Here is a 24,910-nt window from a genome sequence, read left to right on the forward strand (position 1 = left end):
GCCGGTCAGCGCGGGTTCAGCTCGCAGGGGTGAACCAGGTAGGCGCCCAGCCGGCCTTCCCGGTCCCCGTCCTTGAACGCCACGGCCCGGCCGACCAGGCGGTTCCGTTCCGCACGGAGATGGACGGCGAGGTGGGGGCTGTTGAGCCGGGCGTCGGCCGTGGGCAGTTGCTGCGGGGTGCTCACGCTCAGGTCCCAGCTCTCGGAGGCGCTACCCGGCGCGGTGACCGGCGCCGTGTCCGCCGCCTCGCCCAGCCGGATCTCCACCCGGTGATCCGTCAGGATTCCGATCCGCAGCGGGACGATGCCCTCCGGGGTGGTGATCTCCCCCTCCCACTCCCCCGGTCGCAGTGTCATCGGGCGGGGGTGCTCGGTGACCGGGCTGAGTATCTCGCTGCGGAAGCCGGGGGCCAGGAGGCCCACGAGATGGCGGACGATCGCGTCGCGGGCGGCCTTGTCGGTGGAGTTGGCCAGGACGGCGACGGAGAGATCGCGCTCGGGGATCTCGATCATCATCGCGGCGATGCCCCCCATGCCGCCGCCGTGACTGCGGATCACCGGTCCGGGCCCGCGCGTGACGATCCGGCCGAGCCCGTAACCGAGGTGCTCGTTGATCGGCTCGGCGTCGTACATGTCCGCGAGCGTGGCGGGTTCGAGCAGCCGGTGGGACCGCCGGGCGAACAGCGCCACGTCGCCGGCGGTCGCCCAGCCGGCCCCGGCGGCGGAGTGAGAGCTGAAACAGGTGGGATACGCCCGCCCACCGGCGGAGTAGCGCTCGGCGACCGGACCGGGTCCCGGGTGGTCCGGCCCGTATCCGAAGCTGCTCAGGCCCAGCGGCTCGAAGATCCGCTCACGCAGATGGCCACCCGGCTCCCGGCCGGTCACGGACTCCAGCAGCCTGCCCAGCTCGCGATAGCCGAGGTTGGAGTACTCGAAACCGGTGCCCGGCTCGCGGACGAGGGTGCGATACCGGTCGATGTCGATCGGGACGGGACCGGCTTCGTAGTGGAAGTTGTAGAAGGCGGGAAAACCGCCCCGGTGTCGCAGCAGTTGGCGCGGTGTCGGCGCGGTCCCTTCGCTGACACCGGAGATCGGCCGGTCGAGGTCCAGCAGTCCTTCGTCGGCCGCCAGACAGACGGCCGTCGCGGTGAACGCCTTGGTGACGGAGGCCAGTCCGTAGATGGTCTCCGGAGTGGCCGGGCGCCGGGCGGCCGTGTCCGCCCAGCCGTAGGCCCTGGCGAGCACGAGCTCGTCATGTTCGGCGATCGCGACGGACACCGACGGACAGCCGTGGTCGGCCAGCGCCTTCGTACAGAACTCGTCCAGCCCGTCCAGCCCGTCCAGCGTGCCCGTCACCGTGGCCGGCCTCCTGATCGATGTCACCGCGTGGGTCAACCCTAGGGACCGCCGGGCCGGGCCCGCCCCGCGCCCCCGGTCAGTGCGCGATCGAGTCGATCAGCTCGCGTGCTCCCTGGCGGAGCAGCGCCACCGCGACCGAAGTACCGAGGGTGGCCGGGTCGAGCGGGCCGGCCCACTCGTGCGCGTTGAGGACCGTCTTGCCGTCGGGGGTGAAGACCCGTGCGCGCAGCGACAGTCCACCGCTGCGCTCGGCGTGCGCGAATCCCGCGATCGGGCTGTTGCAGTGGCCCTGGAGGACATGGAGGAACATCCGCTCGGCGGAGGCTTCCCGGTAGGTGTCCCGGTCGCCGAGCCCGGAGACGGCGTCGATGGTGTCGGTGTCGTCCTCGCGGCACTGGAGGGCGAGGATGCCCGCGCCGATGGGCGGGCACATGAGGTCGACCGGCAGGATCTCGGTGACGGCGTCGGCGCGCCCGATGCGTTCCAGGCCCGCGACGGCGAGCAGCAGGGCGTCGGCCTCGCCGGCCGCGAGTTTCTCCAGTCGGCGGTTGGCGTTGCCGCGCATCGGGACGCATACGAGCTGCGGGTGGGAGGCGGCGAGCTGGGCGACACGCCGGACCGACGACGTGCCGACGCGGGTGCCGGCGGGCAGTTCGTCGAGGGTGAGCCCCCCGGGGTGGATCAGGGCGTCGCGGATGTCGTCCCTCTTCAGGAAGGCGGCGAAGACCGTCCCGGCCGGCAGCGGGCGGTCGGCGGGCACGTCCTTGACGCAGTGGACCGCGAGGTCGGCCTCTCCTGCGACGAGGGCGGCGTCGACCTCCTTGGTGAAGGCGCCCTTCCCTTCCACCAGGGAGAGGTCGCCCATCCACTTGTCGCCGGTCGTCCTGACCGGGATCACCTCGGTCTCGATGCCGGGGTGGAGGGCGGTCAGTTCGGCGCGCACCCGCTCCACCTGGGCAAGCGCCATCGGCGAGTCGCGGGAGACGATGCGGATCAGTTCTGGGGTGGACATGGCGTTCACGATAGAGCGTCGGGCGGGCGCTCCCGTCATCCGCCCCCGTTGCCCATCTCGGCGCCGGGACAACCCTGTTGGACGCTTCGGGCAGGTGTGCGAGCGCCGCTCTCCGGGGTTCGCAACCTTTGCCGCTCTCGGCGGTCATACCTGATATGACCAGACATGCCGTAGTTGCCCTGACCCTCGCCGCAGCGGTCGGCGGGCTCACCGCTCCGACCGCCCTCGCGGACAGCGCTCCTGTCCCCCTCGCCGCCGGGCCGGCCGCCGCCCTCGACCCCACGGACCCGGTCGTCACCGGGGTCACCGTCAACGGCGGGAAGGACGTCGTCGTCGGTACGACGGAACGCGTGTCCTTCACCGTCACGGTCCACGGGAGTGACGACTCCGGCCTCCTCATGGCCGACGTCGATCTTCAGGGACCGGCCGTCGGTTTCTACACGACCGACGCCTTCTGCGAGAGCCAGACCGCCTGCACCATGAGCTTCACCGTCGACCCCCACCTCGATCCGTACAACGACGACGCCGACCTCAGCAACGCCAACGCGGGTGCCTGGAGAGTGAACACGCTGGTGGACACCAACGACGGGGTCTCCTTCCTCGCGATGGGCGCCGGGACGTTCCGGCTTCAGCGCGCGTCCCTGCTGACGGTCAACGCCGCGCCCGAACCGGTCGCGAAGGGCGCCACCCTCACGGTCACCGGCAAGCTGACCCGGGCCAACTGGGACACGTACCGCTACGCGGGGTACACCGGCCGGCCGGTGGCCCTCCAGTTCCGTCCGAAGGACAGCGACACGTACAGCACCGTCAAGACCGTGACGACGAACGGGACCGGGAACCTCAGCACGACCGTGAAGGCGGCGGCGGACGGGTACTGGCGGTGGAACTTCGCCGGTACGACCACCACCCCGGCGGCGAAGGCGACGGGCGACTACGTGGAGGTGAACTGAGCGGGATCCGGTCCGTACCCTCGCCGGGGTACGACCGGACACGGACCGTACGGGACCCCGCGCGGGCGGATCGCCGACAGGCGTAACCGCCTCGGGCCGGGCAACGGCACGGGTGTGATCGTGATCGGCGGCGTGGCCGTCCGACGGCGTCGTTGTCGTACGGCCGATGGCCGGCGGCACGATCGCGTACGTCGTCCACCGCGCCTCTCGCCCACCCGTCACCGAGCGGGGCGGTCAGCCTCCCGTCGGCCCGCGCCGTCGCCTATACCGCCCCCTCCGGGGGACAAGCCGGGCCTCCGCCGCCGACACGCGGCGCGGGGCCCTCTGCCGGGTCCGGAGGTCAGTCGGTGGTCGGTCGCCAGGCTGCTTCGGCGTCCTGGGCGGTGGGGTGGGTGGGGAAGACGTGTTCCAGGCCGACGATGCGGAAGATCCGGCTGACACGGTCGGGGACGGCGGCCAGGGCGATGGTCGCGTCGGCGGCCAGGGCGTGGTTGCGGGCGGCGAGAAGCACGGTGATGCCGGTGGAGTCGCAGAAGGTGAGACCGGTGAGATCGAGGGTGAGCTGCCGGCCCGCCCGCAGGCCGGCCGCGGGCAGGGCGGCGCGGACCTCGGGCGCGGTGTGGTGGTCCAGTTCCCCGGTCAGTTCGATGACCACCCCGGCCGTGGTGGCACGGGTGTGAAGGGTCAGCTGCCTGGTCACGTCTGCCCTTCGCCGGCGGGTAGGGGTACATGGACGGCAAGGACGGCCGTGTCGTCGTCCACGCCCGTGCCGAAGGTGTCGAGCAGGGCGCGGATCGCCCCGATGGTCCGTGACGCGGTGGTGGGTGCCAGGGCACGGCCGAGGGCGAGGAGGGCTTCGTCGCCGTACCGGTCCCCGCCGTCTCCGCCGGCGTGGGCCTCGGTCAGGCCGTCGGTATGCAGGAGCAGGGTGTCACCGGGGGCGAGGCGGAAGGTGACGGTGGCGATGTGGGCGTCGGGGAGGACACCGATGAGCTGCCCGCCAGGGGTGGGCAACCGGTCGGCGGTGCCGTCCGCGCGCATCAGCAGGGCCGGTGGGTGGCCCCCGCTGGCCAGGGTGAGACGGAAACCGCCCCGGTCGGTGTCGGGGCTGAGCAGGCCGTAGAGGACGGTGCAGAAGCGGGGGTCGGTGCCGTGGTACTCGTGGTTGAGGACGGTGTTCAGATTGGCGAGGACGGCGGCCGGGTCGGGGTCGTAGACGGCGGCGGCACGCAGGGTGTAGCGGGCCAGGGAGGTGACCGCCGCGGCGGCGGCGCCCTTGCCGCAGACATCGCCCAGGAACATGCCCCAGGTACCGGCGGAGAGGGGGAAGAGGTCGTAGAAGTCGCCGCCGACCTCGTCGGCGGAGGCGACGTGGTAGTGCGCGGCGACATCGAGGCCGGGGACGTTCGCCAGAGTGGGTGGGAGCAGCGTTCTCTGGAGGGTGGCGTTGAGGAGCTTGAGGCGGTCGCGTTCCTGGTCGGCTTCCCGGCGGGCACGCAGCAGTTCGGTTTCGTAGGCGCGGCGGTCACGGGCGTCGAAAAGGGTGGTGCGGATCAGCAGTGGTTGTCCGTCGCCGCCCCTCTTGACCGTGGAGGTGACCATGACGGGCAGACGGGAGCCGTCGGCGGTCTTCAGTTCCAGGGCGATGCCGCTGATCTCACCCTGCATCCGTAGGAGGGGGGCGAAGTGCGTTTCGTGGTAGAGCCGGCCACCCACGGTCAGCAGGTCGGAGAAGTGTTTGCGGCCGACCAGGTCCTCGCGCGTGTGGCCGAGCCAGTTCAGCAGGGTGGTGTTGACCTTGGCGATCCGCCCGTCCAGGAGGGTGGACAGATAGCCGCAGGGCGCGTGCTCGTAGAGGTCCTCGGCGCTGTCCTCCAGCAGTGCGGAGAACCGGGCCTTCTCGTCGTCCGGCTCGCCCGGCTGCTGGTTCCCGCCCGGGTCCCCGCCCTCGGTGGAATCGCCTGTCGCGCACATCATCCGGGGGCTCCCGCGAACGCGGCGATGGCCGCGGCGGTCTCCTCGGGGGCGGCGAGCTGGGGGCAGTGTCCGGTGGCGTCCAGGGTGATCAGGCGGCTTCCCGGTATCCGGGCGTGGACGAACGCGCCCACCTCGGACGGGGCGATCGCGTCGTTGGAGCACTGGGCGACGAGGGTGGGCACACCCACCGACGCGAGGTCGGCCCGGTTGTCGGAGAGGAACGTCACCCGGGCGAACGCCCGGGCGATGTCCGGGTGGGTGCGGCAGAAACTGTTGGTCAGTTCCTCCCCCAGCTCGGGCCGCTCAGGATTTCCCATGATCACCGGGGCCATGGCGCCGGACCAGCCGAGGTAGTTCGCGTCCAGGGACTCCAGCAGTTCGTCGATGTCGCCGGCGCTGAACCCGCCCCGGTAACCGGTGACCGGGTCGTCGATGAAACAGGGTGACGGGGCGAGCAGCACCAGCCCGGTGAACGCCTCGGGTTCGCGTGCCGCGGCCAGCACACCCATCATCGCGCTCACCGAATGGCCCACGAAGGTGACCGGGCCCAGTGCCAGTTCCCGGCACAGCTCCAGCACATCGTCGGCGTACCCGTCCAGCGACGCGTGGCGCTCCGGGCTCCACGCGGCGAGATCCGAGTTCCCCGATCCGACGTGATCGAAGAGAACGACCGTGAAGTCGCGCTCCAGCGCCGGCACCACCAGCCGCCACATGTTCTGGTCGCACCCGAACCCGTGCGCCAGCATCAACACCGGGCCACCGGCACGCCCGGTCACCCTCACATGGTTCCTCCGCCGCACGTCCATGCGCGCCATCGTCGCAGACCACTGATCGGCGCCTTCCTGCCGGGCACCCCGGGGAACGGGACGCGGCGCCCCGCCGAACCGGGCACCGGAGACCGACACGGACATCGCCCGGCCTCCTGCCCGCACGCTCATGCCGATTCACGAGCGGGGCGCCGGTCGCTCACGGCCCGGGGATCATTCCCGACGCCGTCGGGCACGCCCGTGAACAGGCCCGCGCCGCACTCGCCCCGTGCAGCCGACCGGCCGTCACCGCTCGGGCCGTCACCCTGCGCGGGTCGCTACCGTGCGCGGGGAGTCACCGTCCGCCGGGATCGCCGTATACGGGGGTCACGCGCTCCGGCGCGTGCGGCGGCTTCCCCGGTGCGCCGGAGGCGACGTTCCACGCGGCGAAGGCCCTACCGGCGGATGACCGATCCTCTGACCAGCACGCTTTCAGGTGGGCGCGGAGCGTCGGCCGCGCGCCCCCGGCCCCAGGCGGCTTACCCGTACAGGTGAGCTTGGGATCTCCGCGCATGGCGGCTCCCCCCACGGGCAATGAACTCGGAGTTGCCAATGTCACCGTGAGTGACTTTCCCTCCCGTGGGAGTGCTGTGATGACCGGTGTGGACTCCGTACAAACCTGCCCCTTCCGCCACGACGTGGCTCTGGAGCCCGACCCCTTCATGGCCCGCATGCACGCCGAGGCGCCCGTCGCCCGGGTGCGTATGCCGTACGGCGAGGGCGAGTGCTGGCTGGTGACCCGGTACGAGGACGTGAAGACCGTCACCTCGGACCGCCGCTTCAGCAGGGCCGCCCTCGTCGGGCGGGACTTCCCCCGGATCACTCCGGCGCCCATCGCCCAGTCCGAGTCCATCAACCTCATGGACCCGCCCGCCCTCAACCGGGTGCGCAGGCTGATCAACAAGGCGTTCACCACTCCGCAGGTGGAGGCACTGCGCCCGTGGACCCAGCGGACCGCGGACGGACTGCTGGACACCATGGCCGCGAGCGGCGCGCCGGCCGATGTCACCGAGCACCTCGCGGAGCGGCTGCCGCTCATGACGATCAGCGAACTGCTGGACGTGCCGGAGGCCGACCGGGAGCAACTGCGGCGCCGCGCCATGGAGATGATGTCCATGAGCGCCGCCGACCGGGACCTGGCCGTCGCCGCGAAGGCCTGGCTGCGGGCCTACTTCGCCGACCTGACGGCAAAGCGGCGGCGTGCTCCCGGCAACGACCTGATCAGCGGCCTGGCCACGGCGCGGATCGGCGACGAGATGCTCGACGCGGACGAACTCACCGTGCTGGCCATGCTCCTGGTGGTCACCGGCCACGACACCACGACGTACGAGATCAGCAACATCGTGTACACGCTGCTGACCCACCCCGAGCGGGCGGCGGAGCTGCGCGCCCGGCCCGAGCTGCTTCCCCGGGCCGTCGAGGAACTGCTGCGGCACATTCCGTTCCGGCAAGGGGTCGGTATCCCCCGGGTGGCCCTGGAGGACGTCGCGTTCGACGGTGCCGTCATCAAGGCGGGCGACACGGTCCATGTGTCATATCTGACGGGCAACCGTGACGCGCTGGCCTACGACCGCCCGGACGAGATCGACTTCCACCGGGTGGACCCCGTCCCGCACCTGACGTTCGGGTACGGCAGCCATCACTGCCTCGGTGCCCATCTGGCGCGCATGGTGCTCCAGGTCTCCCTCGGCACGCTGCTCACCCGATTCCCCGACCTTCGTCTGGCCGTACCGGCGGAGGAGGTGCGGTGGAACACCGTCTCGATCTGGCGCTATCCGCTCGCCCTGCCGGTCACCTGGTAAGGAACTGATCATGGCAACTCTGTGCAGACCCGCCGTCGCGGTCCCCGAGCACGTCATCACGATGGAAGAGACCGTGGAGCTGGCCCGGACACTGCACGCCGGCCATCCGCAGCTCGACCTGGCCGTGCGGCTGATCAGCAACACCGGTGTCCGGACCCGGCGTCTGGTGCAGCCGATCGGGACGACCCTCCAGCACCCCGGCTTCACCACCCGTAACGCGGTCTACGAGGCGGAGGCGAAGGCCCGGGTGCCGGAGGTCGTACGCCGGGCCCTGGGCCACGCCGAACTGGCGCCGCCGGACATCGACATGATCGTCTATGTGTCCTGCACCGGCTTCATGATGCCGTCGATGACCGCGTGGCTCATCAACACCATGGGCTTCGGATCGGGGACCCGGCAGCTGCCGATCGCCCAGCTCGGGTGCGCGGCCGGCGGCGCGGCCATCAACCGGGCGCACGACTTCTGTTCGGCGTACCCGGGGGCGAACGTGCTGATCGTGGCCTGCGAGTTCTGCTCGCTGTGCTATCAGCCGACGGACCTGGCCGTGGGCAACCTGCTCTCCAACGGCCTGTTCGGGGACGCCGTCGCCGCCGCCGTCGTACGCGGTGAGGGAGGCACCGGCGTACGGCTTGAGCGCAACGCGTCCCATCTGGTGCCCGACACGGAGGACTGGATCTCCTACGAGGTCCGGGACACCGGGTTCCACTTCATGCTCGACAAGCGGGTGCCCGGCACCATGTCCGTCCTCGCGCCCGCCATGCGGGAGATGGCCGAGCCGTACGACTGGGACGTCTCCGGGCTGGACTTCTACATCGTGCACGCCGGAGGGCCCCGCATCCTGGACGACCTCTGCCGCTTCCTCGATGTACCGGCGGACATGTTCCGCTACAGCAGGGCGACACTGACCGAGCGCGGCAACATCGCCAGCGCCGTCATCTTCGACGCCCTGGACCGCTTCTTCGAGGACGGCGGCGCCGAGCACGGCGCACGCGGGGTCATCGCCGGCTTCGGCCCCGGCATCACGGCCGAACTCGCCCTCGGCACCTGGACGGTGGAGGGGAGGGGAAGCCTGCCGATCGAACGGGAAGTGATCCTCCCGACGCCGGTCCTGATGTCACGGAGCGACGTGGCCGGCTGATCCGGCACCGCGCCCGGGGCCCGTCCGGTGGAGCCGCGTGGACAGGCCCGGGGCGTCCGGCACGGCGCCGCACCGCGCCGTCCGGGGGGTGTCAGAGGGTGCCCGCGTCAGAACTGGTCATAGTTGAAGTACTCCTTGAATCGCGGGTCCCACGCCTCCGGCCCCGGGCCCGCGGTGCCGCCGCAGGCCCCCAGCACCGCCTGGGAACGCCGCCCCGTGTCCCGCACGCACTGCCCGGTGGTCACCTCGACGAACTCCCAGCGGTCCGGGTTCGCCGAGGTGCCGCGGTTGTTCCAGGTGAAGGTGGAGCAGCCCGAGCCGGTGGTGAGGACGACAGGGGCGCCGGGAGTGGGGCCGCCGCCCTGGGCCCCGAGGCAGTAGACACCGAAGGCGCCGATCGTGAAGGTGCCGTTGCCCAGGCTCTGGAAGTGGAAGCGCTGGTGCAGTTCGTTCTTGCAGTCGAAGGTCTGGATCACGGCTCCGGCCTGCGGACGACCCCCGCCGCGGATGTCGAGGCACTTCCCGCCGACAGCGGCACGCACCTCGTAGACGGCCGCGTTGCGGAAGCTCGTCGTGTACCGGATGCCTGGGTTCTCGGCGGCCGGCGCCGAGGCCGGGGGAACGGCACGCGACACGGCGGTGGGGCTCTCGGCGACTGCCGCGCTCTGCGGCAGCGACATGAGGGCGGCTGCCGCGACGGCGACCGCGCGGGAGACGAATCCGGTGAATCTGGTGAATCCGGTGAATCGGCTTGTACGCATGAGTCGTTGATACCGACCCGCGACGGCCCGACGAAGCGAGTGTCCCTAAGTTCACCCTCCGGGGCACAACAGTCATACCGGCGCGCCCGGCGACTCCGTCACCGGCTCCGTCGTGGGCCGCCGTGGTGTGGCATTCCTCCCGGAGGTGCGGAGGTCACGCGGCTTCGACGGGCAGCCACAGCTCACAGGTGGCCGTGCTGAAGTCGTCCGCGCGGTCGAGAACGGAGACGATCGAGGGGCCCGGCCGCAGGCGCCACGGGTTGGAGGGGAACCATTCGGTCGCTGTCGCGGCCCACGCCGTCTGGAGGGATTGCGGGTACGCACCCTCGGTACGGAAGACCGCCCAGGTGCCGGCCGGTACCTCGATGACGTCGAGGTCCTCGGGGATCCGCGTGTCACGGGTGACGGCGACGCCGTGGAGATACGTCAGTTCGCTGCCCTCCGTGCCGTCGGGGTCGACGTCGTCGGAGACTTGCAGCAGGCCCTCCGGTTCGGTGTCGCCGAGGTCCTTGAGCCGGTGATGCTCCTGCCGCGACAGCGCGGTGATGTGCCGCTGGATGTGCGGGTTGACGCCCTGGTGGATGAGCGGGACCCGGGCGGCGTGTCCGGCCAGCCGGAACGCGGGTCTTGCGACCAGACGGGTCTCCATGGGGATGCTCCCTTCGACGGTCAGGTGGAACCTGAGCCGGGGTTGTGTACGCAGGGGGCCTCCGTCGCGGCGGACGTCACCGGGACCGGCGCCGTGGACCGCGCGGAACGCCCGGCCGAACGCCTCGGTCGAGCCGTATCCGTAACGGACCGCGATACCCAGCAGATCGTCCTCGCCCCGGACCACGTCCGCGCAGGCGGCGGTCATGCGGCGGCGCCGCACGTACTCCGACAGCGGCATGCCGGCCAGCGACGAGAACATGCGGCGCAGGTGGTACTCGGTCGTGCCGAACTTCCCGGCCAGTCCGTGGACGTCCAGTTCTTCGGCCAGACGATCCTCCACGAGACCGACGAGCTGGTTCAGTGCCGCGATCATCACGACCCCCTTTTCGATGTCCACTCTGCCGAGCGGGCCCCGGGCCGCGCCCGATCGTCCCGGTCCGATCCGATCATGCGCCCGGACTGCCACCGGGGCGGGGGTGGGAGCGGCGGCGCGATCGGCCTACGGCGGTCGCCGGCTCGGGGCACCGGGGGCGTACGACTCCGACGGCCGCCCCCGATGCCCGGCGACGCGTCCGGCCAGGACCGTACGGAGCCGCCCCGTCCGGGGCCCGGGGCGGGAGGGGCGGATGCCGTGGCCGGTGGTGCCGGTGATGTCGATGCCGCGCTTCACGGTCCCTCGCTCCGGCGCGGGGGGACACCTCGGCCGGACCGGCGATCTCCGCACCGCCGGGCCCCACCCTGTCCGCCGTGTCCACCACGTCCGTCCCTCTTTCCCGACGCCACCTCCGTCGGAGGAGGAGCGACAGGTACAGCGTCGGGCGCACGCGTGCGTGCCGGACGACCTGACCCGTGCGACAGGCAACCGGCCGGGCCGCCCGCCGCTTGCGTCCCGTCCGGCGGGCCGCTCGCGGGTCAGGTCTGTACGGCGGGTGGCGGCGTGTCGTGTACGGAGCTGCGCGAGGTGCTCGGGGACCATACCGGGGACCACGCCGAGCCCCACCGCGTGCCCGTCGACGGGTCCGGCGGCGGACCGCGAGCCGCCGGCGATCGCCTCCACGCAGCGCGACTCCCCCACGCCGCAACCGGCGGACGGCGCCTCGTACCGGTGCGCGTCCCGCCGCACGAGGGCCACCGGAGGAGCCCCGCCCGTGCGGGCGGCCCGCCCGGCGCGCCCGGTGCTCGGCCCGGCGCACATCGACACGGTGAGGTTCCCCATGCGCATCTTCATGACCGGCGCGTCCGGCTGGCTCGGCTCAGCCGTCGTTCCGGAACTCGCGGAAGCGGGGCACCGGGTCACCGGCCTCGCCCGCTCCGACGTCTCCGCCGCCGCGCTCGACGCGGCCGGGGTGGAGGTGGTCCGCGGCACCCTGGACGATCTCGCGGTCCTGCGGGACGCCGCCGCCGGCTCGGACGCGGTCATCCATCTCGCCTTCAAGCACGACATCGCCTTCACCGGCGACTTCCAGGGCGCCGCCGAGGCCGACCGGCGCGCCGTCGACACCTTCGGTGACGCGCTCGCCGGTACCGACCGCCCGTTCGTGCTCGCCTCCGGCGTGATCGGCTTCGCCCCGGGACGGGTGGCCACCGAGCGGGTCGTGCCCAGCGTCGACGAGTCGCCGTCGGCGATCCGGTCGGCGACCGCGCGGGCCGCGCTCGCGCTCGCCGCGCGCGGGGTGCGGTCGTCCGTGGTGCGTCTCGCGCCGACCTGTCACGGCGACGGGGACAACGGTTTCCTGGCGACCCTGGTCGCCATCGCCCGCACCAAGGGCGTCTCGGGGTACATCGGCGAGGGTGCCAACCGGTGGCCCGCCGTCCACCGCCTCGACGCGGCCCGGCTGTTCCGGCTGGCGGTCGACGGAGCACCCGCCGGGTCGGTGCTGCACGGCGTCGCCGAGGAGGGCATCCCGATCCGCGACATCGCCGAGGTGATCGGCCGTCATCTGCGTGTGCCGGTCGCCTCCGTGAACCCGGAGGACGCCCCCGCGCACTTCACCTGGCTGAGTCCGCTGCTCGGGCTCGACAGCCCGGCGTCCAGTGCGCTGACCCGCGAGCTGCTGGACTGGCGGCCGAGCCGTCCCGGTCTTCTCGAAGACCTCGACCAGGGCCACTACTTCCGGCGGTCGGCCGGTGCCGACCGACCCGCGTTCACCCCGTGAACGACGAATGGCGGGGAGCACCCACGCTCCTCGCCATTCTCAACATATAGCGCACCGGGGGGCTTGCGGCAAGGCCCCGTTCGTATCGCAGAATGGCCGACCCGAGCGGGAACGCGATGAAATGCGTGAGATATCGCTTTCATGCGCTTCGGCGTGCTGGTGGTGGCGATATGCGGGGGAAATCACGTGACCGATACGACCGGTACGACCGACATGACCGCGGTGACGAAGATGACCGCGGTGACCGATGCGACAGACGTGACAGACGTGACAGAGGTGACCGTCGTCGGCGGTGGACCGACCGGAATGATGCTGGCGGCCGAGTTGCGGCTGCACGGGGTGGCCGTACACGTACTGGAGAAGGCGGCGGAGCCGGCGCCGTACGTACGCGCGCTCGGTCTGCACGCGCGCAGCGTCGAGATACTGGACCAGCGGGGGCTGCTGGAGCGGTTCCTGGCCGAGGGGCGCCGGTTCCCGCTCAGGGGCTTCGCCGCGATCGAGAAGCCCGCGCCGGAAGGGCTGGACACCGCGCACGGCTATGTCCTCGGCATTCCGCAGACCGTCACGGACCGGTTGCTGGCCGCGCGCGCCGCCGAGCTCGGCGCGGACATCCGGCGGGGCCTCGAACTGGTGGGGCTGAGCCAGGACGAGGCCGGGGTGACGGCCGAACTGGCCGACGGCACACGGCTGCGCTCGCGGTACCTGGTCGGCTGCGACGGCGGCCGGAGTACGGTGCGCACACTGCTGGGCGTCGGGTTCCCGGGCGAGCCCGCCCGGGAGGAGACGCTGCTGGGCGAGATGCGGGTGACCGCGTCGCCGGAGACGCTGGCGGCGGTGACGGCCGAGGTCCGCCGGACCCAGAAGCGGTTCGGTGCCGGGCTCCTCGGGGACGGGATCTGCCGTGTCGTCGTCCCGGCCGAGGGGTTGGCGGAGGACCGCTCGGCGCCGCCGACGCTCGACGAGTTCCGGCGGCAGCTGCGGGCCTTCGCGGGCACCGACTTCGGTGCGCACTCGCCACGCCGGCTGTCCCGCTTCGGCGACGCGACCCGGCAGGCCGAGCGCTACCGGACGGGCCGGGTGCTGCTGGCGGGCGACGCGGCGCACATCCATCCGCCGATGGGCGGCCAGGGGCTGAATCTCGGCATCCAGGACGCGTTCAATCTCGGCTGGAAACTCGCCGCCGAGGTGGGCGGCCGGGCACCGGAGGGGCTGCTGGACACGTATCACAGCGAGCGGCACCCGGTGGCGGCGGACGTTCTGGACAACACCCGCGCGCAGAGCCTGCTGATGTCCACCGGGCCGGGCCCGCTGGCGGTGCGCCGGCTGCTGGCGGAGCTGATGGACTTCGAGGAGGTGAACCGGTGTCTGACGGAGAAGATCATCGCGATCGGGATCCGCTACGACGTCGGGGAGGGCCACGAACTCCTCGGCCGGCGGCTGCGGGACGTGCGGCTGGGGCGGGGACGGCTGTACGAGCTGACGCACGGCGGGCGCGGGCTGCTGCTCGACCGGACGGGCCGGCTCTCGGTGAACGGCTGGGCGGACCGGGTCGACCACGTGGTCGACGCCGGCGAGGAACTGGACGTGCCCGCGGTGCTGCTGCGGCCGGACGGGCACGTGGTGTGGGTGGGCGAGGACCAGCGGGAGCTGCTCGACCGGCTGCCCGCGTGGTTCGGCGCTTCAGCGGGCTGAACGGGCGGAGGCGGTCGGAGCGCGGCGGGAGCGCGCCGCGGATGTGGCCCCGGCGCGGGTCGCGGCCGTGCCGGGGATTCGGGTCGGAGCCGACCGCCCGCCGTCCGCTCCCGCCGTCCACCGTCCGCTCCTTCCGCCCGCCGTCCGCTCCTTCGCCCGTGTCCGTGAGCGCCGGACGGGCCGTATCGGCGTGGTCCGTCCGGCGCCCACCCGCGCGCGGGCGACCGGGGGTCAGGGGGTGACGGATATGTTCGTCAGGCCCCGGCCGCCGGTGACGGTGTTGCTCGCGTAGACGGTCGTACGGCAACTGGCCGTGTCCGCCGTGACGTTGATGGCGAGCCGCTTGTCGCCGGTGGCGCCGGTCAGGTTCGACTTGTTGCCGCGGAAGACCGTGCCGCAGCCCCAACCCGACTGCTGGGTGTGGGTCTCGAAGCCGTTGTTGGTGGTGTTCTTCCCGGTGTTGTTCTCGACCAGGGTGTTGTTGCCCTTCACGTCGACCCAGGAGTCGTCGAAGTTGGCGCCGGTCAGCCCCTGGCCGTCGAAGGTGTTGCCGATGATCTTCGCGCCGGTGGTGCCCTCCTTGATGTCGATGGCCTCGCCGCCGACATCGGGACCGATGGTGTTGTTGAGTATCTGGGCGTTGTCGCTCTTGTCGGAGGTGCCGCCGGCGGAGCCGACGTAGACGCCCTCGCCCATGCCCCGTCCGTCGTTGCCGGTGTTGTATATCCGGGAGTTCTTGATGACGCCGTCCCGGCTGGAGTTGCGGAAGTGGACGCCCTCCATGTCCAGGTCGTGCACCACGACGGAGTCGATGACGACGCCGTTGGCGGTGTCCGCCATGATGCCCTTCTGGGCGCCGGTGAGGGTGATGCCCTTGACGGTCCAGTACGAGGCGCCGTTGAGGTGCAGCACGTACCCGCCGCCCGCGCTGAGCACCGCCCGCTCCGAACCGGTGAGCGTGATGCGGGAGTTGGCGGTGCCGGCGACCAGGGCCTTGAAGTTGCCGGTGTACTGGCCGTCGGCGAGCTGGATCGTGTCGCCGGGGCGGACATTGGTGAGCGCCGTCTTCAGCTCGGCGGCGGTCTTGACACTGATGACGGCCGCGTGGGCCGGAGTGGTGGCCACCGACAGCACGCCGGCCGTCGTGGCGACGGCGAGGAGGGTGGGGAGCAGCTTTCGAGCACGCATCGCGAACGCCTTCCTACCTGGAGTGGGGGTCTCATATGTGAACGAGGGGCGAGCATGTGAACGATGGGGCTGATTGCCACCGTAAGGACACCCGCCATCGGCGTCAAGGTCCATACCAATAGCGGCGCATCGGAAACCTACTACCGGAGCCGCGACACGCCGACACTCCGGCCTCATGATCACTTGCAGTGTGCGCACGATCGATCGTATTTTTACGTCATGAAGACCGCGGCACAGGCCCTCACCGAAGAGACCGATCCCTTCTGCCTCTCACCGGCGCGCGCCACACGGCTCCTCACCGGGGCGCCGTGGCGACGGTTCGCGGTGGCCGGCGACAGCCTGGCCGCCGGGACCGGGGACCCGAGTCCCGGATATCTGGACCGGCCGTGGGGCGACCGGGTCGCCGACGCCCTGCGGCGCGTCCGTCCGGAACTGGTCTATCTCAACACCGGCACGATCGGCGCGACCGCCGCCGACACGCTCGGCCAACAGATCGGTGGAATCGCGGAGTTCGGCCCGGATCTGCTCCATCTCTCCTGTGGCGCCAACGACTTGTTCCGGCGCCGGCCCGACTTCGACGCCGTCGAGGAGACGCTGCGACACGTGTTCCGGGCGGCGGCGGGGACCGGGGCGCGGGTGACGACGTTCACGCTGGGCCGGGCCTTCGACGTACCGGTGTTCCCCGACTTTCCGCAGCGGGTGCGGGCGCTCAACACCATCACCCGTGATCTGGCGGCCGAGTTCGGCATCGTCGTGGTCGAGATGTGGGACCACCCGCTCAACTCGCGGCCGGATCTGCTGAGTGCGGACCGTATCCATTTCTCGACATCGGGTCAGGCGGTCATGGCGTCCGAGGTGGTCCGAGGACTCGCGGACGTGCTCAACACGGTGACTGTCAGCGGGCGGTGACGATTCCGGGGGCCTCAGGGACGAGGACGTGGAGACAGTGATCGTGGGTGTGAGTGTGTGGGGACGCGGTCCGGGCGGTCTCAGTCCCTGTCGAACTCGGCGTCGATGACGTCGTCGGCGCCGGACGGCTCAAGGCCCTCGCCCGCCCCGGCGTCCCCCGGTCCGTCGCCGGGTACCACGTCGCCGCTCTCGTCCGCTGCCGGTGGGGTTCGGTGCGCGGCCAGCGACACGTGGGTCTGGTGGAGTTCGGAGGTGAGCGTCCCGGCCCGTACCGGGTCGGCCTCGACCTCGACGGCCTGCCGTGCGTCGGAGACGAGCAGCCGTGCGCGGGCCCGCTCGTGCTCGGGCGCGAAGTCACCGAGTTCGGTGAGGAGATGCTCCACCCGGTGGGCTGCGGCGTCGAGTTCGTTGCGGGCGTGGACGGCCTCGCGCAGCGCCTGGTCCTCGCCGTGGTTGCGGGCGGCCTCGGCGACGATCCGTTCGGCCTCCGACCGGTCGAGGCGGGCGCCCTCGCCGATGGAGACGGACTGAGCCCCGCCGGTGGCCCGGTCCCTCGCGCCGACGTGGAGGACGCCGTCGGCGTCGACGTCGAAGGTGACCTCGATACGCGGTTCGCCACGGGGCGCGGGACGGATGCCGGTGAGCTGGAAGCGGCCGAGGACCCGGTTGTCGGCGGCCCGTTCACGTTCACCCTGGACGGCCACGACATCGACGGCCGACTGGTTGTCCTCCGCGGTCGAGAAGGTCCTGGAGCGGCGGACGGGGAACGGGGTGTTCCGCTCGATGATCTTCGTCATGACACCGCCGTGCGTCTCGACTCCGAGCGCGAGCGGCAGGACGTCCGGCGGCAGGGCGTCCCCGGCCCGGCCCGCGAGGACCCCCGCCTGGATCGCGGCGCCCAGCGCCACGACCTCGTCGGGGCTGACACCCGTACGGGGTTCCGTGCCGCCGGCGAGGCGGCGGACCAGGGCCCGGACGGCGGGGATACGGGTCGAGCCGCCGACCAGGACGACCTCGTCGATGTCCTGTTCGGTCAGCGCGGCGTCGGCGAGCGCCCGCCGGACGGGCCCGGCGCAGCGCTCCACGAGATCGGCGGTGAGCCGTTCGAACGTGGGGCGCGTGACCGTCCCGGTCAGATGCCGGGGGCCGGAGATGTCGGCGGCGACGAAGGGCAGACCTATCCGGGTCCGGGTGGCCGAGCTGAGTTCGGTCTTGGCCTTCTCCGCCGCCTCGAAGAGCCGTGGCAGGGACCGCGGGTCCGCTCGCGGGTCGATGCCGTTGTCGCGCTGGAAACCGTCGGCGAGATGGTCGACCAGCCGGCGGTCGAAGTCGGCGCCGCCGAGGTGGCTGTCGCCCGCGGTGGACCGTACCTCCACGGCTCCGTCCGCGACGTCCAGAACGCTCACGTCGAGGGTGCCGCCGCCGAGGTCGAAGACGAGCACGCTTTCGTGCTCCTTCTCGTCCGTCCCATGCCCGAACCCGTTCGTGGCGCGTCCGATCTTGTCCATTCCGTACGCGAGTGCGGCGGCGGTGGGCTCGTCGATGACACGCAGGACGTCGAGACCGGCGGTCCGGCAGGCGTCCCCGACGGCGGTTCGCCGCGCGTCGTCGTAGTGGGCGGGCACGGTGATGACGGCTTCGGTGATCCGCTCGCCCAGGGCCCGGCCCGCGTCCTCGGCGAGTTGGCGCAGTACGGGCGCCGCGGCCGAGGTCCCGGCGCCCTCGGGATCGGGGACCGCCTGCCGCCGGGCCGGTGGCCCGCTCCGCCGCTCGACCGCATCGGCGTCACCGGTGTCGGTGTCGGTGTCGGTGAATCCGGCCACGGGGGGTTCGGTGCGGGCGCCCCGCGCGTGGCGGACGACCGTCGCCCCGCCGTCCTTCCAGACGGCGATCACCGAGGTGGTGGTACCGAGATCGATTCCTGCTGCCTTGGCCATGGACCACTCCCGGGTCGGGCCGGGCACCCGCGCTCGGGCCACCGGCCGTGCGTGAGTGGCACGCCCCGCGTATCCCGCGGCACGTCCCGCCGATGGCGGAGGCCGGTACGGACCTACAACGGCCTACGACCGACGGCCTGCGACCCGCGCTCCTCCGAGGCGACATCACCCACTTCTGTCCAGTTTCACACCCTTCGCGGCGTGGTGCGAAGCCGGCGGTGTACACCCGAGACCCGGCGGCGGGCTCGACGGCCGGGATCAGGTGCCCGGATCAGGTGTGCCCGGATCAGCGGCGGCGCCCGCCCTCGTTGGGCCGGCGTCCGGGCGGGTACGGCGGTGGCGGCGGGGCGACGACCGGCGGAATGGCACGGGCATCGCCGACCCCGCCGCGCACGGTGAGCGGGTCGCCGTAGTGGCGGATCTTCAGCGGTTCACCGGTGGGAAGGCTGTACGTCGCGGTGGTGGAGGTGATCTCGACCCGCAGATGACGGTCGCGGAACCGGACCGTGAAAGCGAGCCGGCTGATCTCCTCCGGCAGCCGGGGCGCGAACTCCAGCCGCTCCCCGTGGCGCCGCATACCGCCGAAACCGGCCACCAGGGCCGTCCAGGCGCCCGCGAGCGAGGCGATGTGCAGGCCGTCGCGGGTGTTGTGCTCCAGGTCCTCCAGGTCCATCAGCGCGGCCTCGGTCAGATAGTCGTAGGCCAGGCGCAGGTGTCCGGTCTCCACGGCCATGACGGCCTGGCAGCAGGCCGACAGGGACGAGTCACGGACGGTGAGGGCTTCGTAGTAGGCGAAGTTGCGCGCCTTGTGGTCGGCGTCGAAGTACGCGCCGCACTTGTACATCGCGAGGACCAGGTCGGCCTGTTTGACGACCTGCTTGCGGTAGATGTCGAAGTACGGGAAGTGGAGCAGCAGCGGGTACTGGTCGGGCCGGGTGCGGGCGAAGTCCCACTGCTGGTGCCCGGTGAATCCGGCGTCCTGCTCGTGGACCCGCAACTCCTCGTTGTACGGGACGTGCATGGCCTCGGCGGCGTCCCGCCAGGTCGCGCTCTCCTCGTCGTCCACCCCGAGTCGGGACGCGCGGTCGGCGTGCCGCTCGACGATGTCCGCCGCCGCGAGCAGATTCGTCCGGGCCATCAGGTTGGTGTACGTGTTGTCGTCCACGACGGCGCTGTACTCGTCGGGGCCGGTGACACCGTCGATGTGGAAGGCGCCGCGGTGGTCGTGGTGGCCGAGGGAGCGCCACAACCGGGCTGTTTCCACGAGGAGTTCGACGGCGCACTCGCGCTCGAACTCCTCGTCGTGGGTCGCGGCGAGATAGCCCACGACGGCGTCGGCGATCCCGGCGTTCACATGGAACGCCGCCGCGCCGGCCGGCCAGTAGGCCGAGCACTCGGAGCCCTCGATGGTCCGCCAGGGGAACGCCGCGCCGCTCAGGCCGAGTTGCGTCGCCCTCTCCCGGGCGGCGGGCAGGGTGCTCTGGCGCCAGCGCAGGGCCTGGGACACCGCGTCGGGCGTGGTGTTGGTGAGCAGGGGCAGGACGAACGCCTCGGTGTCCCAGAAGGCGTGCCCGTCATAGCCCGATCCGGTCAACCCCTTGGCGGGGAGACCGCGTTGCTCGGCGCGGGCGCCCGCCTGGAGGACGTGGAAGAGGGCGAACCGTACGGCCTGCTGGATCTTCTCGTCCCCGTCCACCTCCACGTCGGCGCAGGTCCAGAAGTCGTCCAGATAGGCGCGCTGTTCCTCGGCCAGTCCGTCCCAGCCGACGCTCGTGGCGCCCGCCAGGGCGGCGTCCACCTGGTCGCTGACGGCGGGCAGTGACCGGGCGCCGGACCAGCCGTACGCCACGATCTTGTCGAGGCGCAGGCTCGTGCCGGGGGCGAGGACTGCGGTGACGGTCAGCCGGGCGATGTCGTCGTCGGACTCGCACTGGGTCGTGGTGCGTTCGGGCCCCGACACGAAGTGGTCGGCCGCCGCGCCGACACGCAGGGCGCTGCGGCGGGTGGAGTGCACCAGCCGCAGCCGGTGTCCGGACGCGAAGGTCTGTTCCGCCTGGAGGGGTGACTCCAGGGCGACGGCGGCGCGGGGATCGCCGGTGCCGTCGGGCAGTTGCTCGTTGGCGACCAGTTCGGACTGGATCACGATGCGCGCCTCGGAGTCGACCGCCTCCACCTGGTAGGAGACGGCGGCGACGGCGCGCTGGGTGAAGGAGACGAGGCGGGTGGAGCGCACCCGTACGGTGCTGCCGGCGGGTGAGGTCCACTCGCAGGTACGGTGCAGCAGGCCGGTGCGCAGGTCCAGGACCCGTTCGTGGGAGCGGAGTTGGCCGTAGCGCACGTCGAACGGCTCGTCGTCCACGAGCAGTCGGATGATCTTGCCGTTGGTGACGTTGATGACAGTCTGGCCGGACTCGGGGTAGCCGTATCCGGCCTCCGCGTAGGGCAGCGGGTGCAGTTCGTGGACGCCGTTGAGGTAGGAGCCCGGCAGACCGTGCGGTTCGCCCTCGTCGAGATTGCCGCGCCAGCCGACATGGCCGTTGGACAGCGCGAAGACCGATTCGCTCTGCGGCAGGACGTCGAGGCTGAGTTCGGTCTCCCGCAGGGACCAGGGCTCCACCGCGTACATCGAGTCGGTGATCATGAGTGCTGCTCCCCGTGGGCGCGGTCGTGGCCGGGGGCGGCGGGGCTGCCGGCGAGGTCCGCCAGGTCGGTGACCACGGTGTCCGCGCCGTGCGCCCGCAGCGCGTCGGCCTGGCCGACCCGGTCGACGCCGACGACGTAGCCGAAGTGTCCGGAGCGGCCCGCCTCCATGCCCGCCAGCGCGTCCTCGAAGACGGCGGCGTCCGACGCCTCGACGCCCAGGTCGCGCGCCGCCGCGAGGAACGGGGCAGGGTCCGGTTTGCCGGGCAGTCCGCGCTCGGCCGCCACGACGCCGTCGACCCGGACGTCGAACAGTCCCTCGGCGTCGATCGACCGGAGGATGTCGCGGCAGTTGGTGCTGGAGGAGACGACAGCGGTACGCAGTCCGCCCGCGCGGACGTCCCGGATGTAGCGCAGGGAGCCGTCGTACGCCTCGACGCCCCCGGTCCTGATCTTCTTCAGGAGCAGTTCGTTCTTGCGGTTGCCGAGGCCCTGGACGGTGGCCCGGTCGGGCGGGTCGTCCGGCGCGCCCTCGGGAAGCCGGATGTCGCGCGAGCCGAGAAAGGCCCGGACGCCGTCGGCGCGGGGCAGCCCGTCGACGAATCGGTTGTAGTCGGCGACGGCGTCGAACGGGCGGAATTGTTCCCCGTCACCACGCTCCCGCAGGAATACGTCGAACGTCTCCTTCCAGGCGGCGGCGTGCACCACGGCCGTCCTGGTGATGACTCCGTCGAGATCGAACAGACAGGCCCGAATTCTGTCCGGGAGGCCGAGTTTCGTCATGCGGCGCACCTTCTCCGTGGAAGAGGGCTGCTTTCCCGGCAATCGTAGGGCGCGCGCGGACCGTCCGCTCAGGGGCCGAGCTGGTCGAGAAAGCCGAGGAGGTTGGCCCGCAGGCGCTCGGTCTGCTGCTCGACGGTCAGGGTCTCCTCCATGCGCGAGCCCGGCGCGGCGGCCTTCTTTCCGCGTACGTACAGGGAGCAGGCGAGGTCGGTGCACATGTACAGCCCCACCGAGTTGCCCTCGCGGCCCGCCCTGCCGCGCTTGCGCGCCGCCATCAGGGACACCCCGCCGCCCGGGTGGGTGGTCAGACAGAGGGAGCACATGGTGCGGTGCAGAAAGCCCCGGCGCCGTGACGGATATCGCAGGGTCACCCCGACGAGCGTGCCGTCCCTTTCCGAGCTGTCCCCTTCCTCGCCGTCCCCTTCTGTGCCGTCTCCTGGCACGTCGTCCCTTTGCACGACGAGATAGGCGCGGTCGGGCGCGGAGAGATCGAGCCATCCCAGGAAGTCGAGGTCTTCCCAGGGAAGCTCCGCGAAGCCGCGCGGAAGGGGCAGTCGCTGCGCCTCGCCCTTGGAACAATTGACGAACGACGCCCTGATGTCACGCTCGGTCACAGCTTTCATGGTGGCGACGCTAACAGTGCCTAATCATATTAGGCAAACAATTATTTTCCCTAGGTACGCTGTGCTCCTCATCCGGCACAGGAGGTGGCGCCCATGGCGCGCGTGGGACTGACCGTCGAACGGCTGACCGAGGCGGCGGCCGAGCTGGCGGACGAGGTGGGATTCGAGAACGTCACCGTCGCCGCGCTCGCCCGGCGCTTCGGGGTGAAGGACGCGAGCCTCTACGCCCATCTGAGGAACGCGGCCGATCTGCGGACGAGGATCGCGCTGCTGGCGGTGGACGAGTTCGCGGAGCGGGTGGCCGCCGCGCTGGCGGGGCGGGCCGGGAAGGACGCGCTCGTGGCGTACGCCGACGCGTACCGGGCGTTCGCGCGGGAGCGCCCCGGTCTGTACGGGGCCACCCAGACCCGGATCGACCCGCCGCTGCCCGCCCCTCCCCCGTCGTACGCGCGCACCGTCGGGATGACGTACGGGATGCTCCGGGCGTACGGTCTGGACGAGCCCGATCTGACGGACGCCGTACGGCTGCTGCGCAGCACCTTCCACGGCTTCACCGCGCTGGAGGCCGGCGGCGGGTTCGCCGCCGACCGTGAGGTGCGGGCGTCCTGGGAACGGATGGTCGAGGCGCTCCATGTGCTGCTGACGCACTGGCCCGCCGCAGGCGGGGCGGCGCCCACTGGCGCGGCCTCCCCTCATAGGGTTACGTAGCGGGGGCGCGGCCCCGAAGTCCCGCCCGGCGCGCGACGCCCCGGGCGGCGGCCGACCGACACGATGGGAGTTCGGCGATGGTGCACGACAGGGCCGGGCAGCCGGCGCAGCCCGGAGACCTGGTGGACGTGGCGCGGCTGGTGACGGCGTATTACGCGCTGCGTCCGGATCCGGCCGATCCCGCGCAGCGGGTCGCCTTCGGCACGTCGGGACACCGCGGCTCCGCCCTCGTGGCGGCGTTCAACGAGGACCACATCGCCGCCACCACGCAGGCCATCTGCGACTACCGCACCCGCCAGGGCACCGACGGGCCGCTGTTCCTCGGCGCCGACACGCACGCGCTGTCCGAGCCGGCCCGGGTCACGGCGCTGGAGGTGCTGGCCGCCAACGGGGCCACCGTCCTGATCGACTCGGACGACGGCTACACGCCCACCCCCGCCGTCTCGCTCGCGATCCTGACGCACAACCAGGGCCGCAGCACGGGGCTCGCCGACGGCATCGTCGTCACGCCGTCGCACAACCCCCCGGCCGACGGCGGCTTCAAGTACAACCCGCCCAACGGCGGCCCGGCCGGTTCGGACGCCACCTCCTGGATCCAGGACCGGGCCAACTCCCTGATCGAGGGCGGTCTCAAGGAAGTCCGCCGGGTGCCGTACGCGCGGGCGCTGGCCGCGGACACCACGGGGCGGCACGACTTCCTGGGCCGGTACGTCGAGGACCTGCCGTCCGTCCTGGACCTGGACGCGGTCCGGGACGCCGGGATCCGGATCGGCGCGGACCCGCTCGGCGGCGCCTCGGTCGGGTACTGGGGCCGGATCGCCGAGCGGCACCGGCTGGACCTCACCGTGGTGAACCCGCTCGCCGACCCGACCTGGCGGTTCATGACGCTGGACTGGGACGGCAAGATCCGGATGGACTGCTCGTCGCCGTACGCCATGGCGTCGCTGATCGCCCAGCGCGACACGTACACGATCGCCACCGGCAACGACGCGGACGCCGACCGGCACGGCATCGTCACGCCCGACGGCGGGCTGATGAACCCCAACCACTATCTGGCCGTGGCCATCCAGTACCTGTACGCGCACCGCGACGGCTGGCCGGACGGCACCGGGATCGGCAAGACGCTGGTGTCGTCCTCGATGATCGACCGGGTCGCCGCCGATCTGGGGCGGACGCTGGTGGAGGTGCCGGTCGGGTTCAAGTGGTTCGTCGACGGTCTGTACGACGGCGGGCTGGGCTTCGGCGGCGAGGAATCGGCCGGCGCGTCCTTCCTGCGCCGCGACGGGCGGGTGTGGACCACCGACAAGGACGGGATCCTGCTCGCCCTGCTGGCCTCCGAGATCACCGCCGTCACGGGCTCCACCCCGTCCGAGCACTACACGGCGCTGACCGGACGCTTCGGCGATCCGGCGTACGCCCGTGTGGACGCCCCCGCGACCCGGCAGGAGAAGGCCGTGCTCGCGAAACTCTCGGCGGACCAGGTCACGGCCGGCTCGCTGGCGGGCGAGCCGATCACCGCCGTCCTCACCGAGGCGCCCGGCAACGGCGCGGCGATCGGCGGCCTGAAGGTGTGCACGGAGAACGCGTGGTTCGCGGCCCGGCCCTCGGGCACGGAGGACGTCTACAAGGTGTACGCGGAGAGTTTCCGGGGAGCGGATCATCTGAGCGAGGTCCAGGAGGAGGCTAAGGCACTGGTGTCGACGGTCCTGCGCACGGCCGGCTGACATTTCGTACGCCTTTGCGGTGTTGTGTGGCGCCGACGTCATACGATCACCCCGGCGGCCTCCCGTCCGCTCTCCCCCACCCCATCGAGGAGCCA

At 71.7% G+C, this 24,910-nt stretch carries 20 protein-coding genes; 8 read left to right on the forward strand and 12 right to left on the reverse strand.

Annotation, left to right across the window (positions count from 1 at the left end; genetic code table 11):
• Window positions 1-5 precede the first annotated feature (5 nt).
• Window positions 6-1,355, reverse strand: a complete 1,350-nt coding sequence (locus OG875_RS01325) for a serine hydrolase domain-containing protein (protein WP_330172346.1) — start codon at window positions 1,353-1,355, stop codon at window positions 6-8.
• 79 nt (window positions 1,356-1,434) lie between these two features.
• Window positions 1,435-2,370 (reverse strand): hydroxymethylbilane synthase, encoded by a 936-nt coding sequence (hemC, locus tag OG875_RS01330; RefSeq protein WP_330172347.1) that lies wholly within the window; start codon window positions 2,368-2,370, stop codon window positions 1,435-1,437.
• 155 nt (window positions 2,371-2,525) lie between these two features.
• On the opposite strand from hemC, the gene OG875_RS01335 reads away from it, so the two are divergent.
• Window positions 2,526-3,320 carry a calcium-binding protein gene (locus OG875_RS01335; RefSeq protein ID WP_330172348.1) on the forward strand — a complete coding sequence of 265 codons (795 nt, stop codon included), beginning with the start codon at window positions 2,526-2,528 and terminating at the stop codon, window positions 3,318-3,320.
• A 340-nt stretch (window positions 3,321-3,660) separates the two neighbouring features.
• On the opposite strand, the gene OG875_RS01340 is transcribed toward OG875_RS01335, so the two are convergent.
• The 3 genes from OG875_RS01340 to OG875_RS01350 are packed head-to-tail and all read right to left on the reverse strand — an operon-like array spanning window position 3,661 to window position 6,103.
• A complete protein-coding gene (locus tag OG875_RS01340; protein WP_330172349.1) occupies window positions 3,661-4,020 on the reverse strand; it encodes an STAS domain-containing protein in 360 nt (119 codons plus the stop codon).
• A complete protein-coding gene (locus tag OG875_RS01345; RefSeq protein ID WP_330177554.1) occupies window positions 4,017-5,294 on the reverse strand; it encodes a PP2C family protein-serine/threonine phosphatase in 1,278 nt (425 codons plus the stop codon). Before OG875_RS01345 ends, OG875_RS01340 begins: the two co-directional genes overlap by 4 nt.
• Entirely contained in the window at window positions 5,294-6,103 is an 810-nt protein-coding gene (locus OG875_RS01350) for an alpha/beta fold hydrolase (protein WP_330172350.1), read from the reverse strand. The genes OG875_RS01345 and OG875_RS01350 overlap by 1 nt, the downstream gene beginning before the upstream one ends.
• Before the next feature lie 593 nt (window positions 6,104-6,696).
• Here OG875_RS01350 and OG875_RS01355 point away from each other — a divergent pair.
• Window positions 6,697-7,905 (forward strand): cytochrome P450, encoded by a 1,209-nt coding sequence (locus OG875_RS01355; RefSeq protein ID WP_330172351.1) that lies wholly within the window; start codon window positions 6,697-6,699, stop codon window positions 7,903-7,905.
• Between the two features lie 10 nt (window positions 7,906-7,915).
• Window positions 7,916-9,043 (forward strand): type III polyketide synthase, encoded by a 1,128-nt coding sequence (locus OG875_RS01360; protein WP_330172352.1) that lies wholly within the window; start codon window positions 7,916-7,918, stop codon window positions 9,041-9,043.
• A 107-nt stretch (window positions 9,044-9,150) separates the two neighbouring features.
• Here the strand turns inward: OG875_RS01360 and OG875_RS01365 are convergent, their stop codons facing one another.
• Together OG875_RS01365 and OG875_RS01370 are read right to left on the reverse strand one after the other, a co-directional pair.
• Window positions 9,151-9,804, reverse strand: a complete 654-nt coding sequence (locus OG875_RS01365; protein ID WP_330172353.1) for an RICIN domain-containing protein — start codon at window positions 9,802-9,804, stop codon at window positions 9,151-9,153.
• Between the two features lie 154 nt (window positions 9,805-9,958).
• Window positions 9,959-10,828, reverse strand: a complete 870-nt coding sequence (locus tag OG875_RS01370) for an AraC family transcriptional regulator (protein ID WP_330172354.1) — start codon at window positions 10,826-10,828, stop codon at window positions 9,959-9,961.
• Window positions 10,829-11,669: 841 nt separating this feature from the next.
• On the opposite strand from OG875_RS01370, the gene OG875_RS01375 reads away from it, so the two are divergent.
• Both OG875_RS01375 and rox read left to right on the forward strand, forming a co-directional pair.
• Window positions 11,670-12,611: an SDR family oxidoreductase gene (locus OG875_RS01375; protein ID WP_330177555.1), complete on the forward strand. Its 942-nt coding sequence runs from the start codon at window positions 11,670-11,672 to the stop codon at window positions 12,609-12,611.
• 231 nt (window positions 12,612-12,842) lie between these two features.
• Window positions 12,843-14,303: a rifampin monooxygenase gene (gene rox, locus OG875_RS01380; protein ID WP_443079232.1), complete on the forward strand. Its 1,461-nt coding sequence runs from the start codon at window positions 12,843-12,845 to the stop codon at window positions 14,301-14,303.
• Window positions 14,304-14,534: 231 nt separating this feature from the next.
• On the opposite strand, the gene OG875_RS01385 is transcribed toward rox, so the two are convergent.
• Window positions 14,535-15,491, reverse strand: a complete 957-nt coding sequence (locus OG875_RS01385) for a right-handed parallel beta-helix repeat-containing protein (protein ID WP_330172355.1) — start codon at window positions 15,489-15,491, stop codon at window positions 14,535-14,537.
• A gap of 219 nt (window positions 15,492-15,710) precedes the next feature.
• Between OG875_RS01385 and OG875_RS01390 the strand changes: the two genes are divergently transcribed.
• A complete protein-coding gene (locus OG875_RS01390) occupies window positions 15,711-16,400 on the forward strand; it encodes an SGNH/GDSL hydrolase family protein (protein ID WP_330172356.1) in 690 nt (229 codons plus the stop codon).
• 80 nt (window positions 16,401-16,480) lie between these two features.
• Here the strand turns inward: OG875_RS01390 and OG875_RS01395 are convergent, their stop codons facing one another.
• The 4 genes from OG875_RS01395 to OG875_RS01410 all read right to left on the reverse strand — a co-directional run bounded on the left by OG875_RS01395 (window position 16,481) and on the right by OG875_RS01410 (window position 22,383).
• Window positions 16,481-18,337 carry an Hsp70 family protein gene (locus tag OG875_RS01395; RefSeq protein WP_330172357.1) on the reverse strand — a complete coding sequence of 619 codons (1,857 nt, stop codon included), beginning with the start codon at window positions 18,335-18,337 and terminating at the stop codon, window positions 16,481-16,483.
• A 286-nt stretch (window positions 18,338-18,623) separates the two neighbouring features.
• Window positions 18,624-20,978: a glycoside hydrolase family 65 protein gene (locus OG875_RS01400; protein ID WP_330172358.1), complete on the reverse strand. Its 2,355-nt coding sequence runs from the start codon at window positions 20,976-20,978 to the stop codon at window positions 18,624-18,626.
• Entirely contained in the window at window positions 20,975-21,760 is a 786-nt protein-coding gene (locus OG875_RS01405; RefSeq protein WP_330172359.1) for an HAD family hydrolase, read from the reverse strand. Before OG875_RS01405 ends, OG875_RS01400 begins: the two co-directional genes overlap by 4 nt.
• A 68-nt stretch (window positions 21,761-21,828) precedes the next feature.
• A complete protein-coding gene (locus OG875_RS01410) occupies window positions 21,829-22,383 on the reverse strand; it encodes an FBP domain-containing protein (RefSeq protein ID WP_330172360.1) in 555 nt (184 codons plus the stop codon).
• A gap of 93 nt (window positions 22,384-22,476) precedes the next feature.
• Between OG875_RS01410 and OG875_RS01415 the strand changes: the two genes are divergently transcribed.
• On the forward strand, window positions 22,477-23,091 hold the full coding sequence (locus OG875_RS01415; RefSeq protein WP_330172361.1) for a TetR/AcrR family transcriptional regulator: 615 nt from the start codon (window positions 22,477-22,479) through the stop codon (window positions 23,089-23,091).
• A gap of 77 nt (window positions 23,092-23,168) precedes the next feature.
• Window positions 23,169-24,815 carry a phosphoglucomutase (alpha-D-glucose-1,6-bisphosphate-dependent) gene (gene pgm, locus OG875_RS01420; RefSeq protein WP_330172362.1) on the forward strand — a complete coding sequence of 549 codons (1,647 nt, stop codon included), beginning with the start codon at window positions 23,169-23,171 and terminating at the stop codon, window positions 24,813-24,815.
• Window positions 24,816-24,910 lie beyond the last annotated feature (95 nt).

The sequence above is a fragment of the Streptomyces sp. NBC_01498 genome (genome assembly GCF_036327775.1).
Lineage (GTDB): Bacteria > Actinomycetota > Actinomycetes > Streptomycetales > Streptomycetaceae > Streptomyces.

Excerpts from the sequence above, each read along its gene's own strand:
- hemC (WP_330172347.1), bottom strand. The coding sequence starts at position 2,370 with ATGTCCACCCCAGAACTGATCCGCATCGTCTCCCGCGACTCGCCGATG.
- OG875_RS01335 (WP_330172348.1), top strand. The coding sequence starts at position 2,526 with ATGACCAGACATGCCGTAGTTGCCCTGACCCTCGCCGCAGCGGTCGGC.
- OG875_RS01345 (WP_330177554.1), bottom strand. The coding sequence starts at position 5,294 with ATGTGCGCGACAGGCGATTCCACCGAGGGCGGGGACCCGGGCGGGAAC.
- OG875_RS01350 (WP_330172350.1), bottom strand. The coding sequence starts at position 6,103 with ATGGACGTGCGGCGGAGGAACCATGTGAGGGTGACCGGGCGTGCCGGT.
- OG875_RS01355 (WP_330172351.1), top strand. The coding sequence starts at position 6,697 with ATGACCGGTGTGGACTCCGTACAAACCTGCCCCTTCCGCCACGACGTG.
- OG875_RS01360 (WP_330172352.1), top strand. The coding sequence starts at position 7,916 with ATGGCAACTCTGTGCAGACCCGCCGTCGCGGTCCCCGAGCACGTCATC.
- OG875_RS01365 (WP_330172353.1), bottom strand. The coding sequence starts at position 9,804 with ATGCGTACAAGCCGATTCACCGGATTCACCAGATTCACCGGATTCGTC.
- OG875_RS01370 (WP_330172354.1), bottom strand. The coding sequence starts at position 10,828 with ATGATCGCGGCACTGAACCAGCTCGTCGGTCTCGTGGAGGATCGTCTG.
- OG875_RS01375 (WP_330177555.1), top strand. The coding sequence starts at position 11,670 with ATGCGCATCTTCATGACCGGCGCGTCCGGCTGGCTCGGCTCAGCCGTC.
- rox (WP_443079232.1), top strand. The coding sequence starts at position 12,843 with ATGACCGCGGTGACCGATGCGACAGACGTGACAGACGTGACAGAGGTG.
- OG875_RS01385 (WP_330172355.1), bottom strand. The coding sequence starts at position 15,491 with ATGCGTGCTCGAAAGCTGCTCCCCACCCTCCTCGCCGTCGCCACGACG.
- OG875_RS01390 (WP_330172356.1), top strand. The coding sequence starts at position 15,711 with ATGAAGACCGCGGCACAGGCCCTCACCGAAGAGACCGATCCCTTCTGC.
- OG875_RS01395 (WP_330172357.1), bottom strand. The coding sequence starts at position 18,337 with ATGGCCAAGGCAGCAGGAATCGATCTCGGTACCACCACCTCGGTGATC.
- OG875_RS01400 (WP_330172358.1), bottom strand. The coding sequence starts at position 20,978 with ATGATCACCGACTCGATGTACGCGGTGGAGCCCTGGTCCCTGCGGGAG.
- OG875_RS01405 (WP_330172359.1), bottom strand. The coding sequence starts at position 21,760 with ATGACGAAACTCGGCCTCCCGGACAGAATTCGGGCCTGTCTGTTCGAT.
- OG875_RS01410 (WP_330172360.1), bottom strand. The coding sequence starts at position 22,383 with ATGAAAGCTGTGACCGAGCGTGACATCAGGGCGTCGTTCGTCAATTGT.
- OG875_RS01415 (WP_330172361.1), top strand. The coding sequence starts at position 22,477 with ATGGCGCGCGTGGGACTGACCGTCGAACGGCTGACCGAGGCGGCGGCC.
- pgm (WP_330172362.1), top strand. The coding sequence starts at position 23,169 with ATGGTGCACGACAGGGCCGGGCAGCCGGCGCAGCCCGGAGACCTGGTG.